General features: G+C 66.6%; 17 protein-coding genes and 1 pseudogene. 6 read left to right on the top strand and 12 right to left on the bottom strand.

What is annotated here, in order from left to right; all coding sequences use genetic code 11:
- Nucleotides 1-2 precede the first annotated feature (2 nt).
- From carB to ACCQ10_RS09735, 10 genes and pseudogenes are all read right to left on the bottom strand, one after another.
- Nucleotides 3-3,245 carry a carbamoyl-phosphate synthase large subunit gene (gene carB, locus ACCQ10_RS09780; RefSeq protein ID WP_372362944.1) on the bottom strand — a complete coding sequence of 1,081 codons (3,243 nt, stop codon included), beginning with the start codon at nucleotides 3,243-3,245 and terminating at the stop codon, nucleotides 3-5.
- A gap of 3 nt (nucleotides 3,246-3,248) precedes the next feature.
- Nucleotides 3,249-3,674 carry a four helix bundle protein gene (locus ACCQ10_RS09775; protein WP_068835657.1) on the bottom strand — a complete coding sequence of 142 codons (426 nt, stop codon included), beginning with the start codon at nucleotides 3,672-3,674 and terminating at the stop codon, nucleotides 3,249-3,251.
- The gene (gene carA, locus ACCQ10_RS09770) at nucleotides 3,674-4,828 is read right to left on the bottom strand and encodes a glutamine-hydrolyzing carbamoyl-phosphate synthase small subunit (RefSeq protein ID WP_372362943.1); all 1,155 of its coding nucleotides are present in this window, start codon (nucleotides 4,826-4,828) and stop codon (nucleotides 3,674-3,676) included. The genes ACCQ10_RS09775 and carA overlap by 1 nt, the downstream gene beginning before the upstream one ends.
- A gap of 239 nt (nucleotides 4,829-5,067) precedes the next feature.
- Nucleotides 5,068-5,784, bottom strand: coding sequence for a 4-hydroxy-tetrahydrodipicolinate reductase (gene dapB, locus ACCQ10_RS09765; RefSeq protein ID WP_047696246.1), 717 nt, complete (start codon nucleotides 5,782-5,784; stop codon nucleotides 5,068-5,070).
- Between the two features lie 218 nt (nucleotides 5,785-6,002).
- Complete coding sequence (locus tag ACCQ10_RS09760; RefSeq protein ID WP_372362942.1) at nucleotides 6,003-6,722, bottom strand: MOSC domain-containing protein; 720 nt, start codon at nucleotides 6,720-6,722, stop codon at nucleotides 6,003-6,005.
- Nucleotides 6,719-7,921: an aminotransferase-like domain-containing protein gene (locus tag ACCQ10_RS09755; protein WP_372362941.1), complete on the bottom strand. Its 1,203-nt coding sequence runs from the start codon at nucleotides 7,919-7,921 to the stop codon at nucleotides 6,719-6,721. The genes ACCQ10_RS09760 and ACCQ10_RS09755 overlap by 4 nt, the downstream gene beginning before the upstream one ends.
- An 85-nt stretch (nucleotides 7,922-8,006) precedes the next feature.
- Nucleotides 8,007-8,506 (bottom strand): annotated as a pseudogene (locus tag ACCQ10_RS09750) (nuclear transport factor 2 family protein).
- Between the two features lie 59 nt (nucleotides 8,507-8,565).
- Complete coding sequence (locus ACCQ10_RS09745) at nucleotides 8,566-8,820, bottom strand: DUF6587 family protein (RefSeq protein WP_228335396.1); 255 nt, start codon at nucleotides 8,818-8,820, stop codon at nucleotides 8,566-8,568.
- Nucleotide 8,821: 1 nt separating this feature from the next.
- Nucleotides 8,822-10,681, bottom strand: a complete 1,860-nt coding sequence (feoB, locus tag ACCQ10_RS09740) for a ferrous iron transporter B (protein WP_372362940.1) — start codon at nucleotides 10,679-10,681, stop codon at nucleotides 8,822-8,824.
- Nucleotides 10,678-10,926: a FeoA family protein gene (locus tag ACCQ10_RS09735; RefSeq protein WP_039415340.1), complete on the bottom strand. Its 249-nt coding sequence runs from the start codon at nucleotides 10,924-10,926 to the stop codon at nucleotides 10,678-10,680. Before ACCQ10_RS09735 ends, feoB begins: the two co-directional genes overlap by 4 nt.
- Before the next feature lie 114 nt (nucleotides 10,927-11,040).
- Here ACCQ10_RS09735 and ACCQ10_RS09730 point away from each other — a divergent pair, with 114 nt between their 5' ends.
- From ACCQ10_RS09730 to ACCQ10_RS09705, 6 genes are all read left to right on the top strand, one after another.
- Nucleotides 11,041-11,838, top strand: coding sequence for an enoyl-CoA hydratase-related protein (locus ACCQ10_RS09730; RefSeq protein WP_184557432.1), 798 nt, complete (start codon nucleotides 11,041-11,043; stop codon nucleotides 11,836-11,838).
- Complete coding sequence (locus tag ACCQ10_RS09725; protein ID WP_039410283.1) at nucleotides 11,835-12,224, top strand: VOC family protein; 390 nt, start codon at nucleotides 11,835-11,837, stop codon at nucleotides 12,222-12,224. Before ACCQ10_RS09730 ends, ACCQ10_RS09725 begins: the two co-directional genes overlap by 4 nt.
- A 109-nt stretch (nucleotides 12,225-12,333) precedes the next feature.
- Complete coding sequence (locus ACCQ10_RS09720; protein ID WP_228313900.1) at nucleotides 12,334-13,230, top strand: hydroxymethylglutaryl-CoA lyase; 897 nt, start codon at nucleotides 12,334-12,336, stop codon at nucleotides 13,228-13,230.
- Nucleotides 13,231-13,364: 134 nt separating this feature from the next.
- Complete coding sequence (locus ACCQ10_RS09715; protein ID WP_372362939.1) at nucleotides 13,365-14,135, top strand: SDR family NAD(P)-dependent oxidoreductase; 771 nt, start codon at nucleotides 13,365-13,367, stop codon at nucleotides 14,133-14,135.
- Nucleotides 14,136-14,233: 98 nt separating this feature from the next.
- Nucleotides 14,234-14,800 carry an elongation factor P-like protein YeiP gene (yeiP, locus tag ACCQ10_RS09710; protein WP_047696273.1) on the top strand — a complete coding sequence of 189 codons (567 nt, stop codon included), beginning with the start codon at nucleotides 14,234-14,236 and terminating at the stop codon, nucleotides 14,798-14,800.
- Nucleotides 14,800-15,186 carry a hypothetical protein gene (locus ACCQ10_RS09705; RefSeq protein ID WP_372362938.1) on the top strand — a complete coding sequence of 129 codons (387 nt, stop codon included), beginning with the start codon at nucleotides 14,800-14,802 and terminating at the stop codon, nucleotides 15,184-15,186. Before yeiP ends, ACCQ10_RS09705 begins: the two co-directional genes overlap by 1 nt.
- Before the next feature lie 98 nt (nucleotides 15,187-15,284).
- Here ACCQ10_RS09705 and ACCQ10_RS09700 read toward each other — a convergent pair whose 3' ends face one another.
- Nucleotides 15,285-17,162 (bottom strand): DUF7844 domain-containing protein, encoded by a 1,878-nt coding sequence (locus ACCQ10_RS09700; RefSeq protein ID WP_372362937.1) that lies wholly within the window; start codon nucleotides 17,160-17,162, stop codon nucleotides 15,285-15,287.
- The gene (locus ACCQ10_RS09695; protein ID WP_115004571.1) at nucleotides 17,159-17,452 is read right to left on the bottom strand and encodes a DUF2388 domain-containing protein; all 294 of its coding nucleotides are present in this window, start codon (nucleotides 17,450-17,452) and stop codon (nucleotides 17,159-17,161) included. The genes ACCQ10_RS09700 and ACCQ10_RS09695 overlap by 4 nt, the downstream gene beginning before the upstream one ends.
- Nucleotides 17,453-17,468 lie beyond the last annotated feature (16 nt).

The following is a 17,468-nucleotide window of genomic DNA, read 5'->3' as shown; positions in this document are numbered from 1 at the left end:
TCTCATGCTTCCAGCTCCTTGTGCAGTTCCTGCAGCGACCACACGGGGCCGGTGCCACGGAATTCCAGCGATTGCACCAGCGCCTTGGCGCCGGCGACAGTGGTCGAATAGGTCACGCGATGCTGCAACGCTTCACGCCGGATCGAGAACGAATCGGAGATGGCAGCGCGACCTTCGGTGGTATTGACGATATAGACGATCTCGCCGTTCTTGATCGAATCGACGATATGCGGGCGGCCTTCGGCCACCTTGTTGACGATCTCGCAGCTCAGCCCGTTCTGCTGCAGCCACGCACCGGTGCCGCGCGTGGCCACCAGGGTGAAGCCACGCTCCACCAGCGCCTGCGCCACCGGCAACACGCGCTGCTTGTCGGGGTCGCGCACCGACACGAACGCCTTGCCCACCGGCGGCGCCTTGATGCCGCCGGCTTCCTGCGCACGAGCGAACGCGGCACTGAAGCTGCGGCCCACGCCCATCACCTCGCCCGTGGAGCGCATTTCCGGCCCGAGGATCGGGTCGACGCCCTGGAACTTGGCGAACGGGAAGATCGCCTCCTTCACCGAGTAGTAATCCGGCACGATTTCCTTGGTGGCGCCCTGCTCGGCCAGCGTCTTGCCGGCCATGCAGCGGGCGGCGATCTTGGCCAGCGGCATGCCGATGGCCTTGGACACGAACGGTACGGTACGCGAAGCGCGCGGATTCACTTCGAGCAGATAGACGATGTCGTCGCCGGCATCGTTGACCTGCACCGCGAACTGGGTGTTCATCAGGCCGACCACGTTCAGGCCTTCGGCCAGCATCACCACCTGGCGACGCAGTTCGGCCTGGGTCTGCGGCGAGAGCGAATACGGCGGCAGCGAGCAAGACGAATCGCCCGAATGCACGCCGGCCTCTTCGATATGCTCCATCACCCCGCCGATCAGCACGTTGCCGTCCTTGTCGGCAATGATGTCCACGTCCACTTCCACCGCGTTGTCCAGGAAGCGGTCCAGCAGCACCGGCGAGTCGTTGGAGACCTTCACTGCATCGCGCACATAGCGTGCCAGGTCGGATTCGCCGTAGACGATTTCCATCGCGCGGCCGCCCAGCACGTAGCTCGGGCGCACCACCAGCGGGTAACCGATCTCGCGCGCCAGCACCAAGGCTTCGTCGGCGTTGCGGGCGATGCGGTTCGGCGGCTGCTTCAGGCCCAGCTTGTCGACCAGCTGCTGGAAACGCTCGCGGTCTTCGGCCAGGTCGATCGAATCCGGGCTGGTGCCGATCACCGGCACGCCATTGGCTTCCAGCGCACGCGCCAGCTTCAGCGGAGTCTGGCCGCCGTACTGCACGATCACACCCTTGGGCTGCTCCAGCTCGACGATTTCCAGCACGTCTTCCAGCGTCAGCGGCTCGAAGTACAGGCGGTCGGAGGTGTCGTAGTCGGTGGAGACGGTTTCCGGATTGCAGTTGACCATGATGGTTTCAAAGCCATCATCGCGCAGCGCCAGTGCCGCGTGCACGCAGCAGTAATCGAACTCGATGCCCTGGCCGATGCGGTTGGGGCCACCGCCCAGGATCATGATCTTGTCGCGATCGGTCGGCAGCGCCTCGCATTCGTCCTCGTAGGTCGAGTACAGATAGGCCGTGCTGGTGCCGAATTCGGCAGCGCACGAATCCACGCGCTTGTAGACCGGCCGCACCTTCAGCGCGCGGCGCAACGTGCGCACCGATTCTTCGTTGCTGCCGATCAGCTGCGCCATGCGCGCATCGGAGAACCCGGCACGCTTGAGCATGCGCAGGCACGGTGCATCCAGCGCCGCCATGCCGTCGTCGGCCAGCTGCTGTTCGTGGCTGATGATTTCTTCGATCTGGTCCAGGAACCAAGGGTCGATGAACGACAGCGCATACACATCGGCCACCGTCATGCCGGCACGGAAGGCATCGGCGACGTAGAACAAACGCTCCGGGCCCGGTGCCTTGAGCTCGCGCTTGAGCGTGGCGATGTCGTCTTCGCTGCTCAGGTCCAGGCCGGTCGGATCCAGGCCGATCTTGCCGGTTTCCAGGCCACGCAGCGCTTTCTGCAGCGATTCCTGGAAGGTGCGGCCCATCGCCATCACCTCGCCCACCGACTTCATCTGCGTGGTCAGGCGCGCATCGGCCTGCGGGAATTTTTCGAACGCAAAGCGCGGAATCTTGGTGACCACGTAGTCGATCGACGGCTCGAACGAGGCCGGGGTCAGACCACCAGTGATCTCGTTCTTCAATTCGTCCAGCGTGTAGCCCACTGCCAGCTTGGCGGCGACCTTGGCGATCGGAAAACCAGTGGCCTTGGAGGCCAGCGCCGAGGAACGCGACACACGCGGGTTCATTTCGATGACGACCACGCGGCCGGTGGTCGGGCTGATGCCGAACTGCACGTTCGAGCCGCCGGTATCCACGCCGATCTTGCGCAGCACCGCGATCGAGGCATCGCGCAGGCGCTGGTATTCCTTGTCGGTGAGCGTCTGCGCCGGCGCCACGGTGATCGAGTCGCCGGTGTGCACGCCCATCGGGTCGAGGTTTTCGATGGCACAGACGATGATGCAGTTGTCCGCGGTATCGCGCACCACTTCCATCTCGAATTCCTTCCAGCCCAGCACCGACTCTTCCACCAGCACTTCGGTGGTCGGCGAGAGCTCCAGGCCGCGACCGACGATCTCGATCAGCTCTTCGCGGTTGTAGGCGATGCCGCCGCCGCTGCCGCCCAGGGTGAAGCTGGGGCGGATGATGGTCGGGTAACCGACCCGGGTCTGGATATCCAGCGCTTCTTCCAGCGTGTGCGCCACTTCGGCCTTGGGGCATTCAAGGCCGATCTCGCCCATCGCCACGCGGAACAGCTCGCGGTCTTCGGCCATGCGGATCGCTTCGCGCTTGGCGCCGATCAGCTCGACGTTGTACTTCTCCAGCACGCCGTGATCGGCCAGATCCAGCGCGCAGTTCAGCGCGGTCTGCCCGCCCATGGTCGGCAGCAGGGCGTCGGGCTTTTCCTTGGCGATGATCTTCTCGACCGTCTGCCAGTTGATCGGCTCGATGTAGACGGCATCGGCCATGTTCGGGTCGGTCATGATGGTGGCCGGATTGCTGTTGACCAGCACCACCCGGTAGCCCTCGTCGCGCAGCGCCTTGCACGCCTGCGCGCCGGAGTAATCGAACTCGCAGGCCTGGCCGATGACGATCGGACCAGCGCCGATGATCAGGATGGTTTTTAGGTCGGTACGACGTGGCATTTTTCAGTAATCCTCAACGTTTTCTGAGATGCGGGACCCGGGACCCGGGACCCGGGACCCGGATTCAAGCCGACGCTGCAATGACTGCTGCAATCTGGAAAGCATTTGGCTGACGCGCTCGCACAGCTCCAGCGCCGCGATCAGTTCTGCGTGTTGCCCCATTCCAAGTCGCTCGACCAGCAACAGTTGCGTCTGCAATTCAGCGCACGAGCCCATGGCAATCGCGACGAAGCGCGCGTAATCCCGGGTGGTGCTGCGTGCGTTGCCTTCCGCGATATTGGACGGAATCGATACCGCCGAACGCTGGAGCTGCGAGGTCAAACCGTAGCGCTCCACCTGCGGCAGCGAGGTGCCAAACGCATACACTGATTCGGCAAGCTGCATCGACAGCTGCCAGACCTCCAGCTCCCGGAAATGGGAGACAGCCATCAGGCTGCCTTTTCCGGGTCCCGGGTCCCGGGTCCCGGGCCCCGCATCAACTCCACGAACCGATCGAACAACGGCCCCACATCGCGCGGACCGGGCGAGGCTTCGGGGTGGCCCTGGAACGAGAACGCCGGTGCGTCGGTCAGCGCGATGCCCTGGTTGGTGCCATCGAACAGCGAACGGTGGGTCACCCGCACATTGGCCGGCAGGCTGCTTTCATCCACTGCAAACCCGTGGTTCTGCGAGGTGATCATCACCCGGCCGCCGTCCAGATCCTGCACCGGGTGATTGGCGCCGTGATGGCCCGTGGTCATCTTCACCGTCTTCGCGCCAGCGGCCAGCGCCAGCAACTGATGGCCCAGGCAGATGCCGAAGGTCGGCACCTTCTGCGCGACCAGCTCCTTGATCGCGTCAATAGCGTAATCGCAGGGCTCCGGGTCGCCCGGGCCATTGGACAGGAACACGCCATCCGGCTGCATCGCCAGCACCTCGGCCACCGGCGTGCGCGCCGGTACCACGGTGACGTCGCAACCACGGTCGGCCAGCATGCGCAGGATGTTGAGCTTGACGCCGTAATCGTAAGCAACAACTTTGTGCTTCAGCTCGGCCCGCACGAACGTGTCGGAGTTGAGATCCAGCGAGCCTTCCTGCCAGCTGTAGCTGGTCTCGGTGGAAACCACCTTGGCCAGATCCATGCCTTTCAGGCCGGGGAACTTGCGCGCGGCTTCCAATGCCTTTTCGATGTCGATCTCGCCGGCCATCAACGCGCCGTTCTGGGCGCCCTTCTCACGCAGCAAACGGGTCAGCTTGCGGGTGTCGATGCCGGAGATGGCCACCACGCCGCGCGCCTGCAGCCATTCCGGCAGGGCCACCTGGCTGCGCCAGTTGCTGGGACGGCGCGGCACATCGCGCACGATCAGGCCGGCGGCCCAGATCTTGCGGGCTTCGTCGTCCTGATCGGTAAAGCCGGTGTTGCCGATATGCGGATAGGTCAGCGTGACCATCTGGCGGGCGTAGGAGGGATCGGTCAGGACTTCCTGGTAACCGGTCATGGCGGTGTTGAACACCACTTCACCGACGGAAAGCCCGTTGGCGCCTACGGATTCGCCCTCGAACACGGTGCCGTCTTCGAGGACAAGGATTGCGGGTTGGGTCACGTGGGGTCTCGCTCTGGCTGCCTGGGACTCCGATGCGCTTCCGGCCAAATTCCGGTTGCAGCAAAGCGCGGACGCGGTGCTGAGGACCGGTCCGACGCTGGTTCGGGCAAGCGAGAATTGTAAAGGCAAGTGCCCCCGCATGCCACCCTGTCGCGCAGCCGAAGCGGCAGACGCCGCGCCGGAGCGGCATGAATGCGCTGCCGCGCCTGGCAACCGTTCACGCGCGGTTGCGTGGCGCGTTACAGCACCAGGTCGCGCACCCGATAGCTACCGGCCGGCCTCCCGATCAGGCGCTTGGCTGCATGCAGGGCGCCGCGCGCGAAAATGTCGCGATTGGTTGCGCGATGCACCAGCTCCACCCGTTCGCCAAGGCCGGTGAACTGCACCGTGTGTTCGCCCACGATATCGCCGGCGCGCAGGCTGGCAAAGCGCGGTTGCGCACCGCTGCCGGTGGCCGCTTCGCCCAGCGTCAGTGCGGTGCCGGAGGGTGCGTCCTGCTTGTGCACGTGATGGGCTTCGATGATGTCGCAGTCCCATCCGGGCAAGGTGCCGGCGGCGCGCTCGACCAATTCGGTGAGCACCGCCACCCCCAGGCTGAAATTGGACGCCCATACCAGCGGAATCTGCCGCGCGGCATCGAGCAAGGCGGCGCGCTGCGCCTCGTCCAGCCCGGTGGTGCCGGAGACCAGCGGCTTGCCGCGCTGCGTGCATAACGCCAGGACCGGCGCAAAGCCCTGCGGCAGGCTGAAGTCGATCGCCACATCGAAGGCCGGCGCACCGCCCAGCTCGCTGGCGGCAAAGAACGGCACGCCGTCGACCACCCGCTGCGAGGGCGAGCGCCCCACCACTGCGCCGACGACATGCAAGCCATCGTCTTCGGCCGCCAGGCGCAACAAGGCCTTGCCCATCCGCCCGGAGGCACCGTGGATCAACACTTTTACAGGAGACGTTGTCATGCCCGCAGGCTAGCGATGCGGTGTGGGTTGCACAAGGTGCTGGGATTCGGGATTCGGGATTCGGGAATCGTAAGAGCGGTGTGCGGTGGCTGAGCCGTTGGTGCGGCTGGTGAGGTTTGGCGGTTGTTGGGTGTGGTGTGGCTGGGAGCGCGGGGGCTTGCGGTGGCGTGGCGCTTGCTTGAGGGATTGCCGCTCACATCGACCGGCGCGATGCTTGCTCAGCCGTCCATGCCGTCCAGACGCTTGGCCCAGCTTTCGACTTCGCTGCGCTGCAGGCGACGCTCGAACAACGCGCGCCACGAGGGCACCAGTGGCAATGTCAGCACATCGGAGATCGCGGCGGTATCGACGGTGCGTGCGTACAGCACCTGCTGCAGTCGGGCCAATGTCCATTGCGGATGCGGTCGCTCCTGCAACGTGAGCATGTCGCCGGCGGCCACCGCGCCGGGTTGCAGCACGCGGTAATACCACCCGGTGCGTCCGCTGCCCTGCACCCGGCGCGCCATCTCGCGCACGCCGAAGCGGTCCGACAGCTTCCAGCATGGCTGGCGCACCTGCGAGACCTCCACTACCGCCGTGCCCAATGTAAAGCGATCGCCAAGACAGACCGTGGCCTCGGTCAGGCCGGTGCTGCTCAGGTTCTCGCCGAAGGCGCCGGCAGCTTCCAGCAGCGCATGCGCGCCAAGCTCGCTGCGCCAGGCGGCGTAGTGGTCGCGCGGATAGTGATGGATCGCCTTGTCCGGCCCGCCATGGACGCGCCGGTCGCCCTGCTCGTCGCCAACCAGACCGTCCACCGCAACCTGCACCGAACCCCGCACCGCGCGCTTGTCGATCGCGCTGCGGCTGCCGGGGCGCGTGAAGTCGCGTGCCACGCCGATGGCGACGCTATCGATCCGCGTTGCGGTCGGCGCGTCCTGCAGCGTAGCGGGCGCGCTCATGCGCCCTGCCCCGGCAGCTCGGCCAGCGCCTCGCGCAGCACCTCGCCGAGCACCTGAATGCCCGCATCGATCTTCTCGCCCGGCACGGTGACGAACGACAGGCGCAGGGTGTTGGCTTGCGGGAGCGTCGCAAAAAACGGTGCGCCGGGCACGAACGCGACATTGCGTGCGATGGCGCGCGCCAGCAGTGCGGTACCGTCCAGCCCGGGCGGCAGGCTCACCCACAGGAACATGCCGCCTTCGGGGCGATTCCATTGCACCTGGGGCGGAAAATGCCTGTCCAGCGCTTCCAGCATCAGGCTGCATTGGCGCGCATACAGCGCGCGGATCTGCGGGATGTGGGTGTCCAGAAAGTCGTCCTGCAGCGTCTGGTAGACCACGCGCTGGGTGAACGACGGTGTATGCAGATCGGCTGCCTGCTTGGCCTGGATCAGTTTGCCCAGCACGGCCTCCGGCGCCACCACATAGCCCAGCCGCAGACCGGGCGCGAGCACCTTGGAGAAGGAGCCCATGTAGATCACGCCGTCCGGATTCATCGACAGCAGGCTCGGTAGCGGCTCACCGCTGTAATACAGCTCGCCATACGGATCGTCTTCGACGATCGGCACACCCGCCTGCGCGGCACGCTCCACCAGCGCCTGGCGCCGGGCCAGCGGCAGACGGCGGCCGGTGGGATTCTGGAAGTTCGGCAGGCAATACAGAAAGCGCGCATCGGCCAGCAGGGCCGAATCCAGCGCGTCCACCACCACACCCTCCTCGTCCGAGGGCATGCCGACGAAGCTGGGCTGGAACAACGAGAACGCCTGCAACGCGCCCAGATAACTGGGCGTTTCCACCAGCACCTTGCTGCCTTCGTCGATGAAGACCTTGCCCAGCAGGTCCAGGCCTTGCTGCGAACCGGTGGTGATCAGCACCTGGCTGGGCCGGACGGCCGCGCCATCGCGACTGAGCCGGGCCGCCACCCATTCGCGCAATGGCGCGTAGCCCTCGGTGGGCCCGTATTGCAATGCGGCCTGCGGTGCATCGCGCAATACCTGATCGCTGGCCGCGCGCATGCGCTCGACCGGAAAGGTCGCCGGCGATGGCAGGCCGCCGGCGAAGGAAATGACCTCCGGCCGCTCGGTCACCTTGAGGATTTCACGAATCGCCGAACTGGTCAGCGCCTGCGCACGTCGGGAGATCTGGAAGGAGGTTGTCATGGCACAAGCATAGCGAACGCCAGCGACTGCGCCGCTGTGCACTGCAGCGATACATTGCTCGCCATTTGCCGGGCGCGACGCCCGCTTACTGGTACGCGGGGCCGACCCAGGCCGTGCCTTCGCTGCGTTCGATCAGGGTCTTCCACCGTTTGCGGATCAATGTGTCGCGCGAGCGGAAGGTCATGCGCAAGCCCGGCAGGCCGAGTGTGGCACGCGTCTCCACCAGCGCCGACCGCGCGTCCGGTGCAATCTCGATCTTGGTGATCGACTGCTTGTAGTCGATCAGTTCTTCCGGCTCAGCCACATGGCGCATCTGGCTGAGCACCTGCGCCCATTCGCCATTGGACTTGCAGTACTTGGCGCGATTGGTGGTCTCGCGCTTTTGATGGGAATCCATGCGGTACAGGACCACCATCTCGAATTCCGGCGCGGTCATCGCACACAGGGCCCACCATCCTGGCCCATCATCGCCTTGTCCTGGGCGGCGTAGAAATCACGCACCTGCTTTTCGTCGAGCGCATTGCCACCATAGTTGTAGAACCCCGCAACGGCGGCCAGCACCGCCAACAACACCAGCAAACGCATCACCGCCCCTTGTTTCGCCGTGTCCTGCGGCCGGGCAAGTGTAGCCGACGTTGGGTGCGTCAGTGCTTGCGCGGCGGCGTCGGGCCGCAGCTATCGCAGCCGCCGCAGGAGGCTGCACCCTGGGTAGCCGGCGGCGCCACGCGACGGCCAACCGCCTGCATCCAGGCAGGTCGCCCGGTGCGCAGCAGCGCGAGCGCGAGCGCGCCGCGTAGCCGGCGCAAGGTGCCGGGGAACTGCTTTTTCATCACCACCCACAGGCTGGCCAGCACCGCGATGGCGATGACCACGTATTGCACCGTGAGCGAAAGATCCATGTCAGCCTGCACCCAACAGGACGGCCAGTTGGTAGGTCACCAGCGAGGCCAGGTAGGCCAGGGCGAACAGATACATCGCGCTGATGGTCATCTGCTTCCACGAGTTGGTTTCGCGCTTGATCGTGGCCAGCGTGGAAATGCACATCGGCGCGTAGATGTACCAGACCAGCAACGACAGCGCGGTGGCCAGCGACCAGCCGTCGCTGATCAACGGCGACAGCGCCTGCGCTGCGGCATCGTCATCGGCGGCCGACAAGGCATAGACCGTGGCCAGCGAAGCCACCGCCACTTCGCGCGCGGCCAGTCCGGGGATCAGCGCAATGCAGATCTGCCAGTTGAAGCCCAACGGCGCGAAGAACACCGCCATTGCGTGGCCGATGCGGCCGGCAAAGCTGTAATCGATGGCCGGCAAGGTTGCATTGGCGGGCGCCGCCGGAAACGACAACAGGAACCAGAGCAGGATGGTCAGCGCCAGGATGATGCCGCCCACCCGCTTGAGGAAGATCCAGGCCCGCTCCCACAGGCCCAGCGCCAGGTCGCGCAGCTGCGGCACGCGGTAGGACGGCAACTCCAGCATCAGCGGATGCTCGCTCTTGTCGCGGCGCCACTTCTTCATGGTCCACGACACCAGCAGCGCACTGACGATGGCCGCCGCATACAGCCCGAACAGCACCAGCCCCTGCTGGTTGAAGATGCCCCACACGGTTTTCTGCGGGATGAAGGCACCGATCAGCAGCGCATACACGGGCAGCCGCGCCGAACATGTCATCAGTGGCGCGACCATGATGGTGGCCAGCCGGTCGCGTGGGTCCTGGATGCTGCGGGTGGACATGATGCCCGGCACCGCACACGCAAAGCTCGACAGCAACGGAATGAACGAGCGCCCCGACAACCCGGCCGCGGCCATCATGCGATCCAGCAGAAACGCCGCGCGCGGCAGATAGCCGGATTCTTCCAGCGCCAGGATGAAGGCGAACAGGATCAGGATCTGCGGCAGGAAGATGATCACCCCGCCCAGGCCGGCGATGATGCCGTCCTTGAGCAGGCTGTTGAGCGGGCCTTCCGGCAAGGTGGCGCCCACCCACTCGCCCAAGGCGGCAGTGCCGCCGTCGATCAGATCCATGACCGGCGTGGCCCAGGCGTACACCGCCTGGAAGATCAGGAACATCACCACCGCCAGCGTGACCAGGCCCCAGATCGGGTGCAGCAGCCAACGGTCCAGCGCGTCGTCCACACGCGAGGTGCGGGTCGGCATGCTGACGGCCGCACTCAGAATTTGGCGCACCTGGGCGTGGTAGTTGCCGTCCGCCGGCGGTGCTGCACTGGGCGCGTGCAGGCTGGCGGCCTGCGCGTCGATGCGCTCGACCAGGGCCTTGGCCCCACCTCGCCGCACTGCCACGGTTTCGACCACCGGCACGCCCAGCGCCTGTTCCAGCGCCGCCAGATCGATGACGATGCCGCGCCGCTGCGCGGCGTCGACCATATTCAAGGCCACGATCATCGGCCGGCCCAGCTCGCGCAGCTCCAGCGCAAAGCGTAGGTGCAGGCGCAGGTTGGTCGCATCCATCACGCACACCAGTACGTCCGGTGCGGGTTCGCCGGGATAGAAGCCACGGCACAGGTCGCGGGTGATCGCTTCGTCCAGGCTGGCCGGCTGCAGGCTGTAGGCGCCGGGCAGATCCAGCACCGCAAAGTCGCGCCCGGACGGGGCACGGAAGTGGCCCTCCTTACGCTCGACGGTGACGCCGGTGTAATTGGCCACCTTCTGGCGGCTGCCGGTGAGCTGGTTGAACAAGGCGGTCTTGCCGCTGTTGGGGTTGCCGACCAATGCCAGCCGCAGCGGAACGCTGGCCGCGTTCATGCCGATACCCCCTCTTGGCGCACCTGTACGCGCGCCGCCTCGCTGCGACGCAACGCAAACCGGGTGTAACCGACCTGCACCAGCAAGGGTTCGCGCCCCACCGGCCCGGTGGCCAGCACGGTCACTTCCTCCCCTGCGACAAAGCCAAGCTCGCGCAAGCGCCGGGCGATCGTGTCGTTGGGAAGACGATCCTCCACAGAGTCCACAATGGCGGCGCGATGCAAGGGCATGTCGGACAGCGTCACAAAGACGGCCTGATTGTTAGGAATGGTTCTCAATTCTAGCATCGACGCACCGCGTCATGGCTCCGACGACCCATACCGCTATGATGGTTCGCATCTCATTCATGGACGTGCGCAATGCAGGACACCGGCTTGATCGTCGAGGACCAGGGACCGGTCCGCACCTTGCGCCTGCACCGACCAACGGTGCATAACGCCTTCGATGCGACCTTGATCGGCGCCCTTACCCAGGCCCTGCAACAGGCAGCCGACGCAGCCCACATCCGCGTGGTGGTGCTGACCGGTGCCGGCGATGCATTTTCCGCCGGCGCAGACCTCAACTGGATGCGCGGCATGGCCAGCGCCAGCGAGGCCGCCAACGCTGCCGATGCAATGGCGCTGGCACAGCTGATGCGCACCCTGGACGAACTGCCCAAGCCCACCATTGCCCGCGTCAACGGCGCCGCGTTCGGCGGCGGCGTCGGCCTGGTGGCGTGCTGCGACATCGCCATCGGCTGCACCGAAGCGCGCTTCGGCCTGACCGAGAGCAAGCTGGGGCTGCTGCCGGCGGTGATCTCGCCGTATGTCATCGCGGCGATCGGCGCGCGCCAGGCGCGCCGCTGGTTCGCGACCGCCGAGATCTTCGACGCCGGCACCGCGCAGTTGCTGGGGCTGCTGCACCAGCTCGTGGCGGCCGACCAGTTGGACATCGCGGTGGAGCGACAGGTGCGCCTGCTGCTGGCCGCTGCGCCACTGGCCGCCAGCAGCGCCAAGACGCTGGTGCGTTCGGTACTGCCGCCTGCCGACCGCGACGCGATCGATGCCGCCAATGCTGCCTGGATCGCACGCCTGCGGGTGTCGCCCGAAGGCCAGGAAGGTCTTGGGGCCTTTCTCGACAAACGGGCGCCAGCATGGGTGCCGGAGAGCGTGGCATGAGCGGGATCGACCACGTTGGCATCGCCTGCGGCGACCTTGCCGCCAGTGTCGCGTTCTATCGCGCGGCGCTGGCCCCGTTGGGCATGACCCTGCTGGTGGAATTGAGCGCGGCCCAGACCGGCAGCCGCGCGCACGCCGGCTTCGGCATCGAGCGTGCAATCGTCTGGCTGGGGTCCGATGCGCAGGCTCCCGGCACCGCGCATTTGGCACTGGCCGCGGCCGATCGCGCCAGCGTGGACGCCTTCCACCGTGCAGCGCTCGCCGCAGGCGGCCGCGATCACGGCGCGCCCGGTCTGCGCCCGCATTACCACCCGCACTATTACAGCGCCTTCGTGCTCGACCCCGATGGCAACAACCTCGAAGCGGTCTGTCACCGCGCCGCATGAGCACCGTTCCGATGTCCTTAGGCACTGTATCTCCCTGCGCGGACGTGGGCGTACATGAGACCGCTGTTGCGTCGGCCGCGCCCGGGCATGCATGCAGGAACGTGGGCGCATGAGCGACTTCGTCCGCATTGTCGAAGTCGGCCCGCGCGATGGACTGCAGAACGAAGCGCAACCGGTCGCCACCGCCGACAAGATCGCGTTGATCGATCAACTCTCGGCCACCGGCCTGCGCAGCATCGAGGCGACCAGCTTCGTCAGTCCGCGCTGGGTGCCGCAGCTGGCCGATGCCGCCGAGGTCTTTGCCGGCATCGGCAAGGCGCCGGGCATCGCCTACCCGGTCCTGGTGCCGAACCTGCAGGGCTATGTGCGTGCCCATGCCGCAGGCGCGCGCGAGGTAGCGGTGTTCACGGCTGCATCGGAAGCGTTCAACCGCACCAACACCAATGCCGGCATCGACGAATCGATCGCGCGGTTCCGGCCCGTGCTGGAGCAGGCCGCCATCGATGGCGTACGCGTGCGTGGCTACGTCTCCACCGTGCTCGGCTGCCCGTACCAGGGACAGGTGCCAGTGGCCGATGTGGTGGACGTCGCGCAGCGGCTGTACACGCTGGGCTGCTACGAGATTTCGCTGGGCGACACCATCGGTGTCGGCACCCCGGCAAAGGCACGCCAGATGCTGGCCGCGGTCGCACAGGAGGTGCCGATGCAGGCGCTGGCCGTGCATTTCCACGACACCTACGGACAGGCGCTGGCCAATATCGCTGCATGCCTGGAACAGGGCGTGCGCGTGGTCGATGCGGCGGTGTCCGGCGCGGGCGGTTGCCCGTACGCCAAGGGCGCCAGCGGCAACGTCGCCAGCGAGGATGTGGTGTACCTGCTGCACGGGTTGGGCATGTCCACCGGCATCGACCTGCCCGCCCTCGCCCGCACCGGCCGCTGGCTGGCGCAGCTGCTCGGTCGCGAGACCGGCAGCAAGACCGGCAAGGCGCTCGCGGCCGCCGGCTGATCAACCGGCACCGCAGCGCGCCGGCAGTCGCCGGCACGCTGGCACAAGGGCTTCGGCTAGAATTGCCGGCCGTCTCGTCCACCGTTCGCGTGCCGTCATCGCTCGGCATCCAACGCATCACAGGGAACCATCGCATGCAGCCGTCTTCTGTTCTTGCCGTTGTCACGGGCGGCGTCTCCGGCCTGGGCCTGGCCGTGGCGCAACGCATCGTGGCCGACGGCGGCAAGGTGGCCCTGTTCGATGTCAACGCGGACAAGGCCGACGCGGCGCTGGCGGCGCTGGGCGTCGGCAATGCGCATTACTTCGCCACCGACGTCACCGATGAGGCGCAGGTGGCAACCAATATCGCGCAGGCGGCGCAGGCGTTGGGCGGGCTCACGCTTGTCGTCAACTGCGCCGGCATCCTGGGCGCAGGGCGCGTACTGGGCAAGGAGGCGCCGATGCCGCTGGCGACCTTCCGCAACACTGTGCTGGTCAACCTGGTCGGCAGCTTCAATGTGGCCAAGGCGGCCGCCGATGTCATGCAGCACAACGCCGCCGGCGACGACGGCGAGCGCGGCGTGATCATCCACACCGCCTCGGTCGCTGCCTACGAGGGCCAGATCGGCCAGGCCGCCTATGCCGCGAGCAAGGGTGGCGTGGTGGGCATGACCCTGCCGATGGCGCGCGAACTCGCCCGCTTCGGCATCCGCGTGATGACGATCGCGCCCGGCGTGTTCTGGACCCCGATGGTCGACGGCATGCCCGAGGCCGTGCAGCAATCGCTGTCCGCTTCGATTCCGTTCCCCTCGCGCCTGGGCCAACCCGACGAATACGCCGACACCGTCGCCTTCATCCTGCGCAACCGCTATCTCAACGGCGAAGTGATCCGCCTGGACGGCGGCGTGCGCTTGGCACCCAAGTAGCCGGGAATCGGGAAACGGGAATGGGGAATCGCAACGGCGCCCTGCTCCCACCCCCGGTCCCTGCGTTTCCGATTCTCCATTTCCAACTCCCGATTCCCATGAAAGCTAACGACATCAAGAAAGGCAACGTCGTCGAATACAACGGCGGCATTTATCAGATCCGCGATATCGAGCGCAGCTCGCCGCAGGGGCGCGGCGGCAATGTGCGCTTCCGCTTCATCATGTACAGCGTGCCCGGCGGCGCCAAGCTGGACGCCAGCTTCGATGCCGACGACAACCTGCCCGAAGTCGAGCTGCTGCGCCGCCTGTCCACGTTCTCGTACAAGGATGGCGAAGCCTTCGTGTTCATGGACGACGAAGATTTCACCCCGTACACGCTGGATGCGGACGTGATCGGCACCGATGCCGGCTACATCACCGATGGCCTGACCGGCATCTACGTGCAGGTGATCGACGACCAGCCGGTGGCCGTGCAGTTGCCACAGACGGTGACCCTGGAAGTGGTGGAAACCCCGCCGGAACTGAAGGGCGGCACCGCCACCAAGCGCCCCAAGCCGGCCAAGCTCAATACCGGCATGGAAATCATGGTGCCCGAGTACATCAGCAACGGTGAGCGCGTGCTGGTCAACACCACCACGGGCGAATTTGCTGGCCGCGCCGACTGATGCGGCGCCTGATCGCAGCCCTGTCGCTGGGGCTGCTGACTGCCTGCACCGCGGAACCGGTACCGACACCCGCGTCGGCGCCGGCTGCGGCAACCTGCACCGACTCCAAGGTGGAGGAAGAATGGCTGCAGCACCCGGCCGGCCTGTGCGGCATGCCCGATGAGGTGCGTGCGCTGGTGGACGACTACGACACGTGCGAGCACTTCGCCGGCGAGGAACCGTATGACGCCGACCGCCGCCACGAAATCGAAGTCGCCGTGGCGCAATTCTGCACACCGGCGCCGGCACGGCTTGCAAAGCTGATGCAGCAGTACCGCAACGACGCGCACATCAGCGAATGGCTGCGCCAGTATGCAGTGCAAGCGGATCTGCAACCCGCCGGCTGAAGCATCCCTTCTCCCCTCGGGACATTGTCCTCCTCACCCCAACCCCTCTCCCGACGGGAGAGGGGCTCTGCTACGCCCCCTTTGCGTAGCCTGGTTCGCTAATGCATCTGCAGAGGCATGCGCACGTCCGACTGCACGTTGTCGGCAGCCGCCTCACCGCGCGCCAGCACACGCAAGCGCGTACGCAAACGCGCCACATTCGCTTCACCCTGCTCCAATCCACTGCGCAGGTTGGCCGGCAAGTGCTGGCGGCCCAAGCGCTGCAGCTGCTTCCAGCCATCGACCAATACGCCGCTGTCCTGCGCAACGCGCTCTGCCAGCTGCCGCTGTTCGTCCGTCTGCGGCAGCCCATAACCGGAGGTGGCCAGCAGCGTCGCCGGGCGACTGAACTGCGCCTGCTGCGCGAATACTACCTGCAGCTGGTCCTGCACCGTTGCGCGGTCGGCCACGCCAGGGCGCAGCAACCGTTTGAGTGCATCGCGCGCCAGCAACTCCTGCCGACGCAGTGCCGCCTGCTCCAGCAACAGCGCCGCTGCGGTTTCGCGCAGGCCGCCCTGGTCGAACCACTGCGCGCGTGCGGCGGGTTGTGCATCGAGCCAATGCGCCACGCTGGTCTGCGGCACCGGGATGCCACGCCGGATCACCTCGAACATGGCCTGGTAATGCGTGGCCGCCGACTCGAAGTAATAGCCCTGGCGGATTGCCTGGGCGTGGTCGTCCAACACCCCGATATCGGCGATACCGGCGCGTTGCAGGCGCTGGCGCAGGCCACGCGGCGTGATCGACGCCAGATCGGCGGCCCCCAGACGCGGCACGCCGTCGTGCAGCAGCTTGTAGGTTTCCACCGCGCAGTTGTTGCCGACGAAGTAATAGCGCCCGTCGTAGCTCCAGTGCACCTGCGCTGCACGCGTGAGCAGCGCGGCGATCTCCTCGGGCGTCAGCGCCAGCGGCACCGACGAGAGCGCGCGCAGTTCCACCTTGGTGTACTCGTCGATGACCTGGTTCAGCGACAACACGAACAGCCGCGACGGATACGACCCGGTCAGCCCGCGCCAGCTGGAAATCTGCACATCGCCCACAAACGCGCGGAACGAGAGCACGCGGTGGTACTGCAGGTCCAGCCGGCAATCCGGTCCGGGCACGCGACCGGGCGCGCAGATCACCAGCCGCAACATGCTGTGGCCCCAACGGCTCATCGGCTGCTGGTTCCCTTCGGCCAGCAGGTAGTCCACCGCATACACGCGGGAAGGATCCAGACTCAGCAGCGACATAGCCCCGGCATCGTTGTCGGCCTGCAGGTAGGGCAGCGCCGGTGCGCACGATGCGACGTTCTGCGGCGGGCCCACCTGTTCGGACAACCACGCCGCCAACGCGGGACGCCGGCAGGCATAGTCCGGGTCCAGCACATAATGTTCGAGATTGACCGCGACGAACTCTGCAGGGCTATGCCGCTCGTAAGCGTCGGGGCTGCGGTCGCTGAAGTGGTTTGCGCCGCGTCCAACCCGCCATGGCCGCACCTGCCAGCCGGCCAGATCGCGCAAGCGGGGGTCACGCGACAGCGCACTGCCCGCGCCACGGTCGCGCACATGCGCCAACTCGTGGATCAACGCCGCCATGGCGGCGCGCGTGGCCGGTGCGGTCACATCGGCGCGCTCACGTGCCGGCTGCGCGCTCCACGACTGCAGCAAGGCGCGGTCGAGCAGGATGTGGTTGCCGATGGCGCGGCCATTCACGCGTGCAGGCAGATCACGGCGCCATTGCAGCTGGATCGGCGCTGCAGGGCGTTGCGCCCAGCCCTGCGGCAGGCGCTGCACGACCTGCTGGACCAGCGCCTGGCTGGCATCGCGTTGCTCCGGACTCAGGTCCGCAGGCATGACGGTAATTTGCAGCGCCGGAGCGAGCTGCGACTGGCCGTACGCCGCCGGTGCGAGTGCTGCGGCCAGCCACAGCCAGCCGCACCGGCGGCGACGACTCACTGCGCCAGAATGGACTGAGCCAATTCCAGGTCGCTGGACAGACGCGCCGCATCGCTGCGGCTACGCAGCTGCAGCAGCGCCGCTTCCAGGCGCGCCCCGCGGATGGCGCCATCGCTGGCAACGAAGCCGGCCGCATCTTCGCGCGCGTCGGCGACCACCTTGTCGTCGCCAGAACTGCTGCTATTGGACGAGCCAGCCGACGATGCGCCGGCCGACGTGCCGGCGAGACTGGAGGCGGCTGCAGCCAGCGGCAGCAGGGTCAACGCACAAAACACCAGGGAGCGCATCATTGGCATGTCGATTCCA

The organism is Xanthomonas sp. NCPPB 1325, from assembly GCF_041477645.2.
GTDB classification, from domain to species: domain Bacteria; phylum Pseudomonadota; class Gammaproteobacteria; order Xanthomonadales; family Xanthomonadaceae; genus Xanthomonas; species Xanthomonas cannabis.
This window is presented reverse-complemented; position numbering and strand designations above follow the sequence as displayed.

What these genes read in the sequence shown, in the direction of transcription:
- ACCQ10_RS09760 (WP_372362942.1), bottom strand. Translation starts at nt 6,722, where the DNA reads ATGAGCGCGCCCGCTACGCTGCAGGACGCGCCGACCGCAACGCGGATC.
- feoB (WP_372362940.1), bottom strand. Translation starts at nt 10,681, where the DNA reads ATGAACGCGGCCAGCGTTCCGCTGCGGCTGGCATTGGTCGGCAACCCC.
- ACCQ10_RS09715 (WP_372362939.1), top strand. Translation starts at nt 13,365, where the DNA reads ATGCAGCCGTCTTCTGTTCTTGCCGTTGTCACGGGCGGCGTCTCCGGC.
- ACCQ10_RS09705 (WP_372362938.1), top strand. Translation starts at nt 14,800, where the DNA reads ATGCGGCGCCTGATCGCAGCCCTGTCGCTGGGGCTGCTGACTGCCTGC.
- carB (WP_372362944.1), bottom strand. Translation starts at nt 3,245, where the DNA reads ATGCCACGTCGTACCGACCTAAAAACCATCCTGATCATCGGCGCTGGT.
- ACCQ10_RS09730 (WP_184557432.1), top strand. Translation starts at nt 11,041, where the DNA reads ATGCAGGACACCGGCTTGATCGTCGAGGACCAGGGACCGGTCCGCACC.
- ACCQ10_RS09775 (WP_068835657.1), bottom strand. Translation starts at nt 3,674, where the DNA reads ATGGCTGTCTCCCATTTCCGGGAGCTGGAGGTCTGGCAGCTGTCGATG.
- dapB (WP_047696246.1), bottom strand. Translation starts at nt 5,784, where the DNA reads ATGACAACGTCTCCTGTAAAAGTGTTGATCCACGGTGCCTCCGGGCGG.
- ACCQ10_RS09745 (WP_228335396.1), bottom strand. Translation starts at nt 8,820, where the DNA reads ATGGATCTTTCGCTCACGGTGCAATACGTGGTCATCGCCATCGCGGTG.
- yeiP (WP_047696273.1), top strand. Translation starts at nt 14,234, where the DNA reads ATGAAAGCTAACGACATCAAGAAAGGCAACGTCGTCGAATACAACGGC.
- ACCQ10_RS09720 (WP_228313900.1), top strand. Translation starts at nt 12,334, where the DNA reads ATGAGCGACTTCGTCCGCATTGTCGAAGTCGGCCCGCGCGATGGACTG.
- ACCQ10_RS09725 (WP_039410283.1), top strand. Translation starts at nt 11,835, where the DNA reads ATGAGCGGGATCGACCACGTTGGCATCGCCTGCGGCGACCTTGCCGCC.
- ACCQ10_RS09755 (WP_372362941.1), bottom strand. Translation starts at nt 7,921, where the DNA reads ATGACAACCTCCTTCCAGATCTCCCGACGTGCGCAGGCGCTGACCAGT.
- ACCQ10_RS09695 (WP_115004571.1), bottom strand. Translation starts at nt 17,452, where the DNA reads ATGATGCGCTCCCTGGTGTTTTGTGCGTTGACCCTGCTGCCGCTGGCT.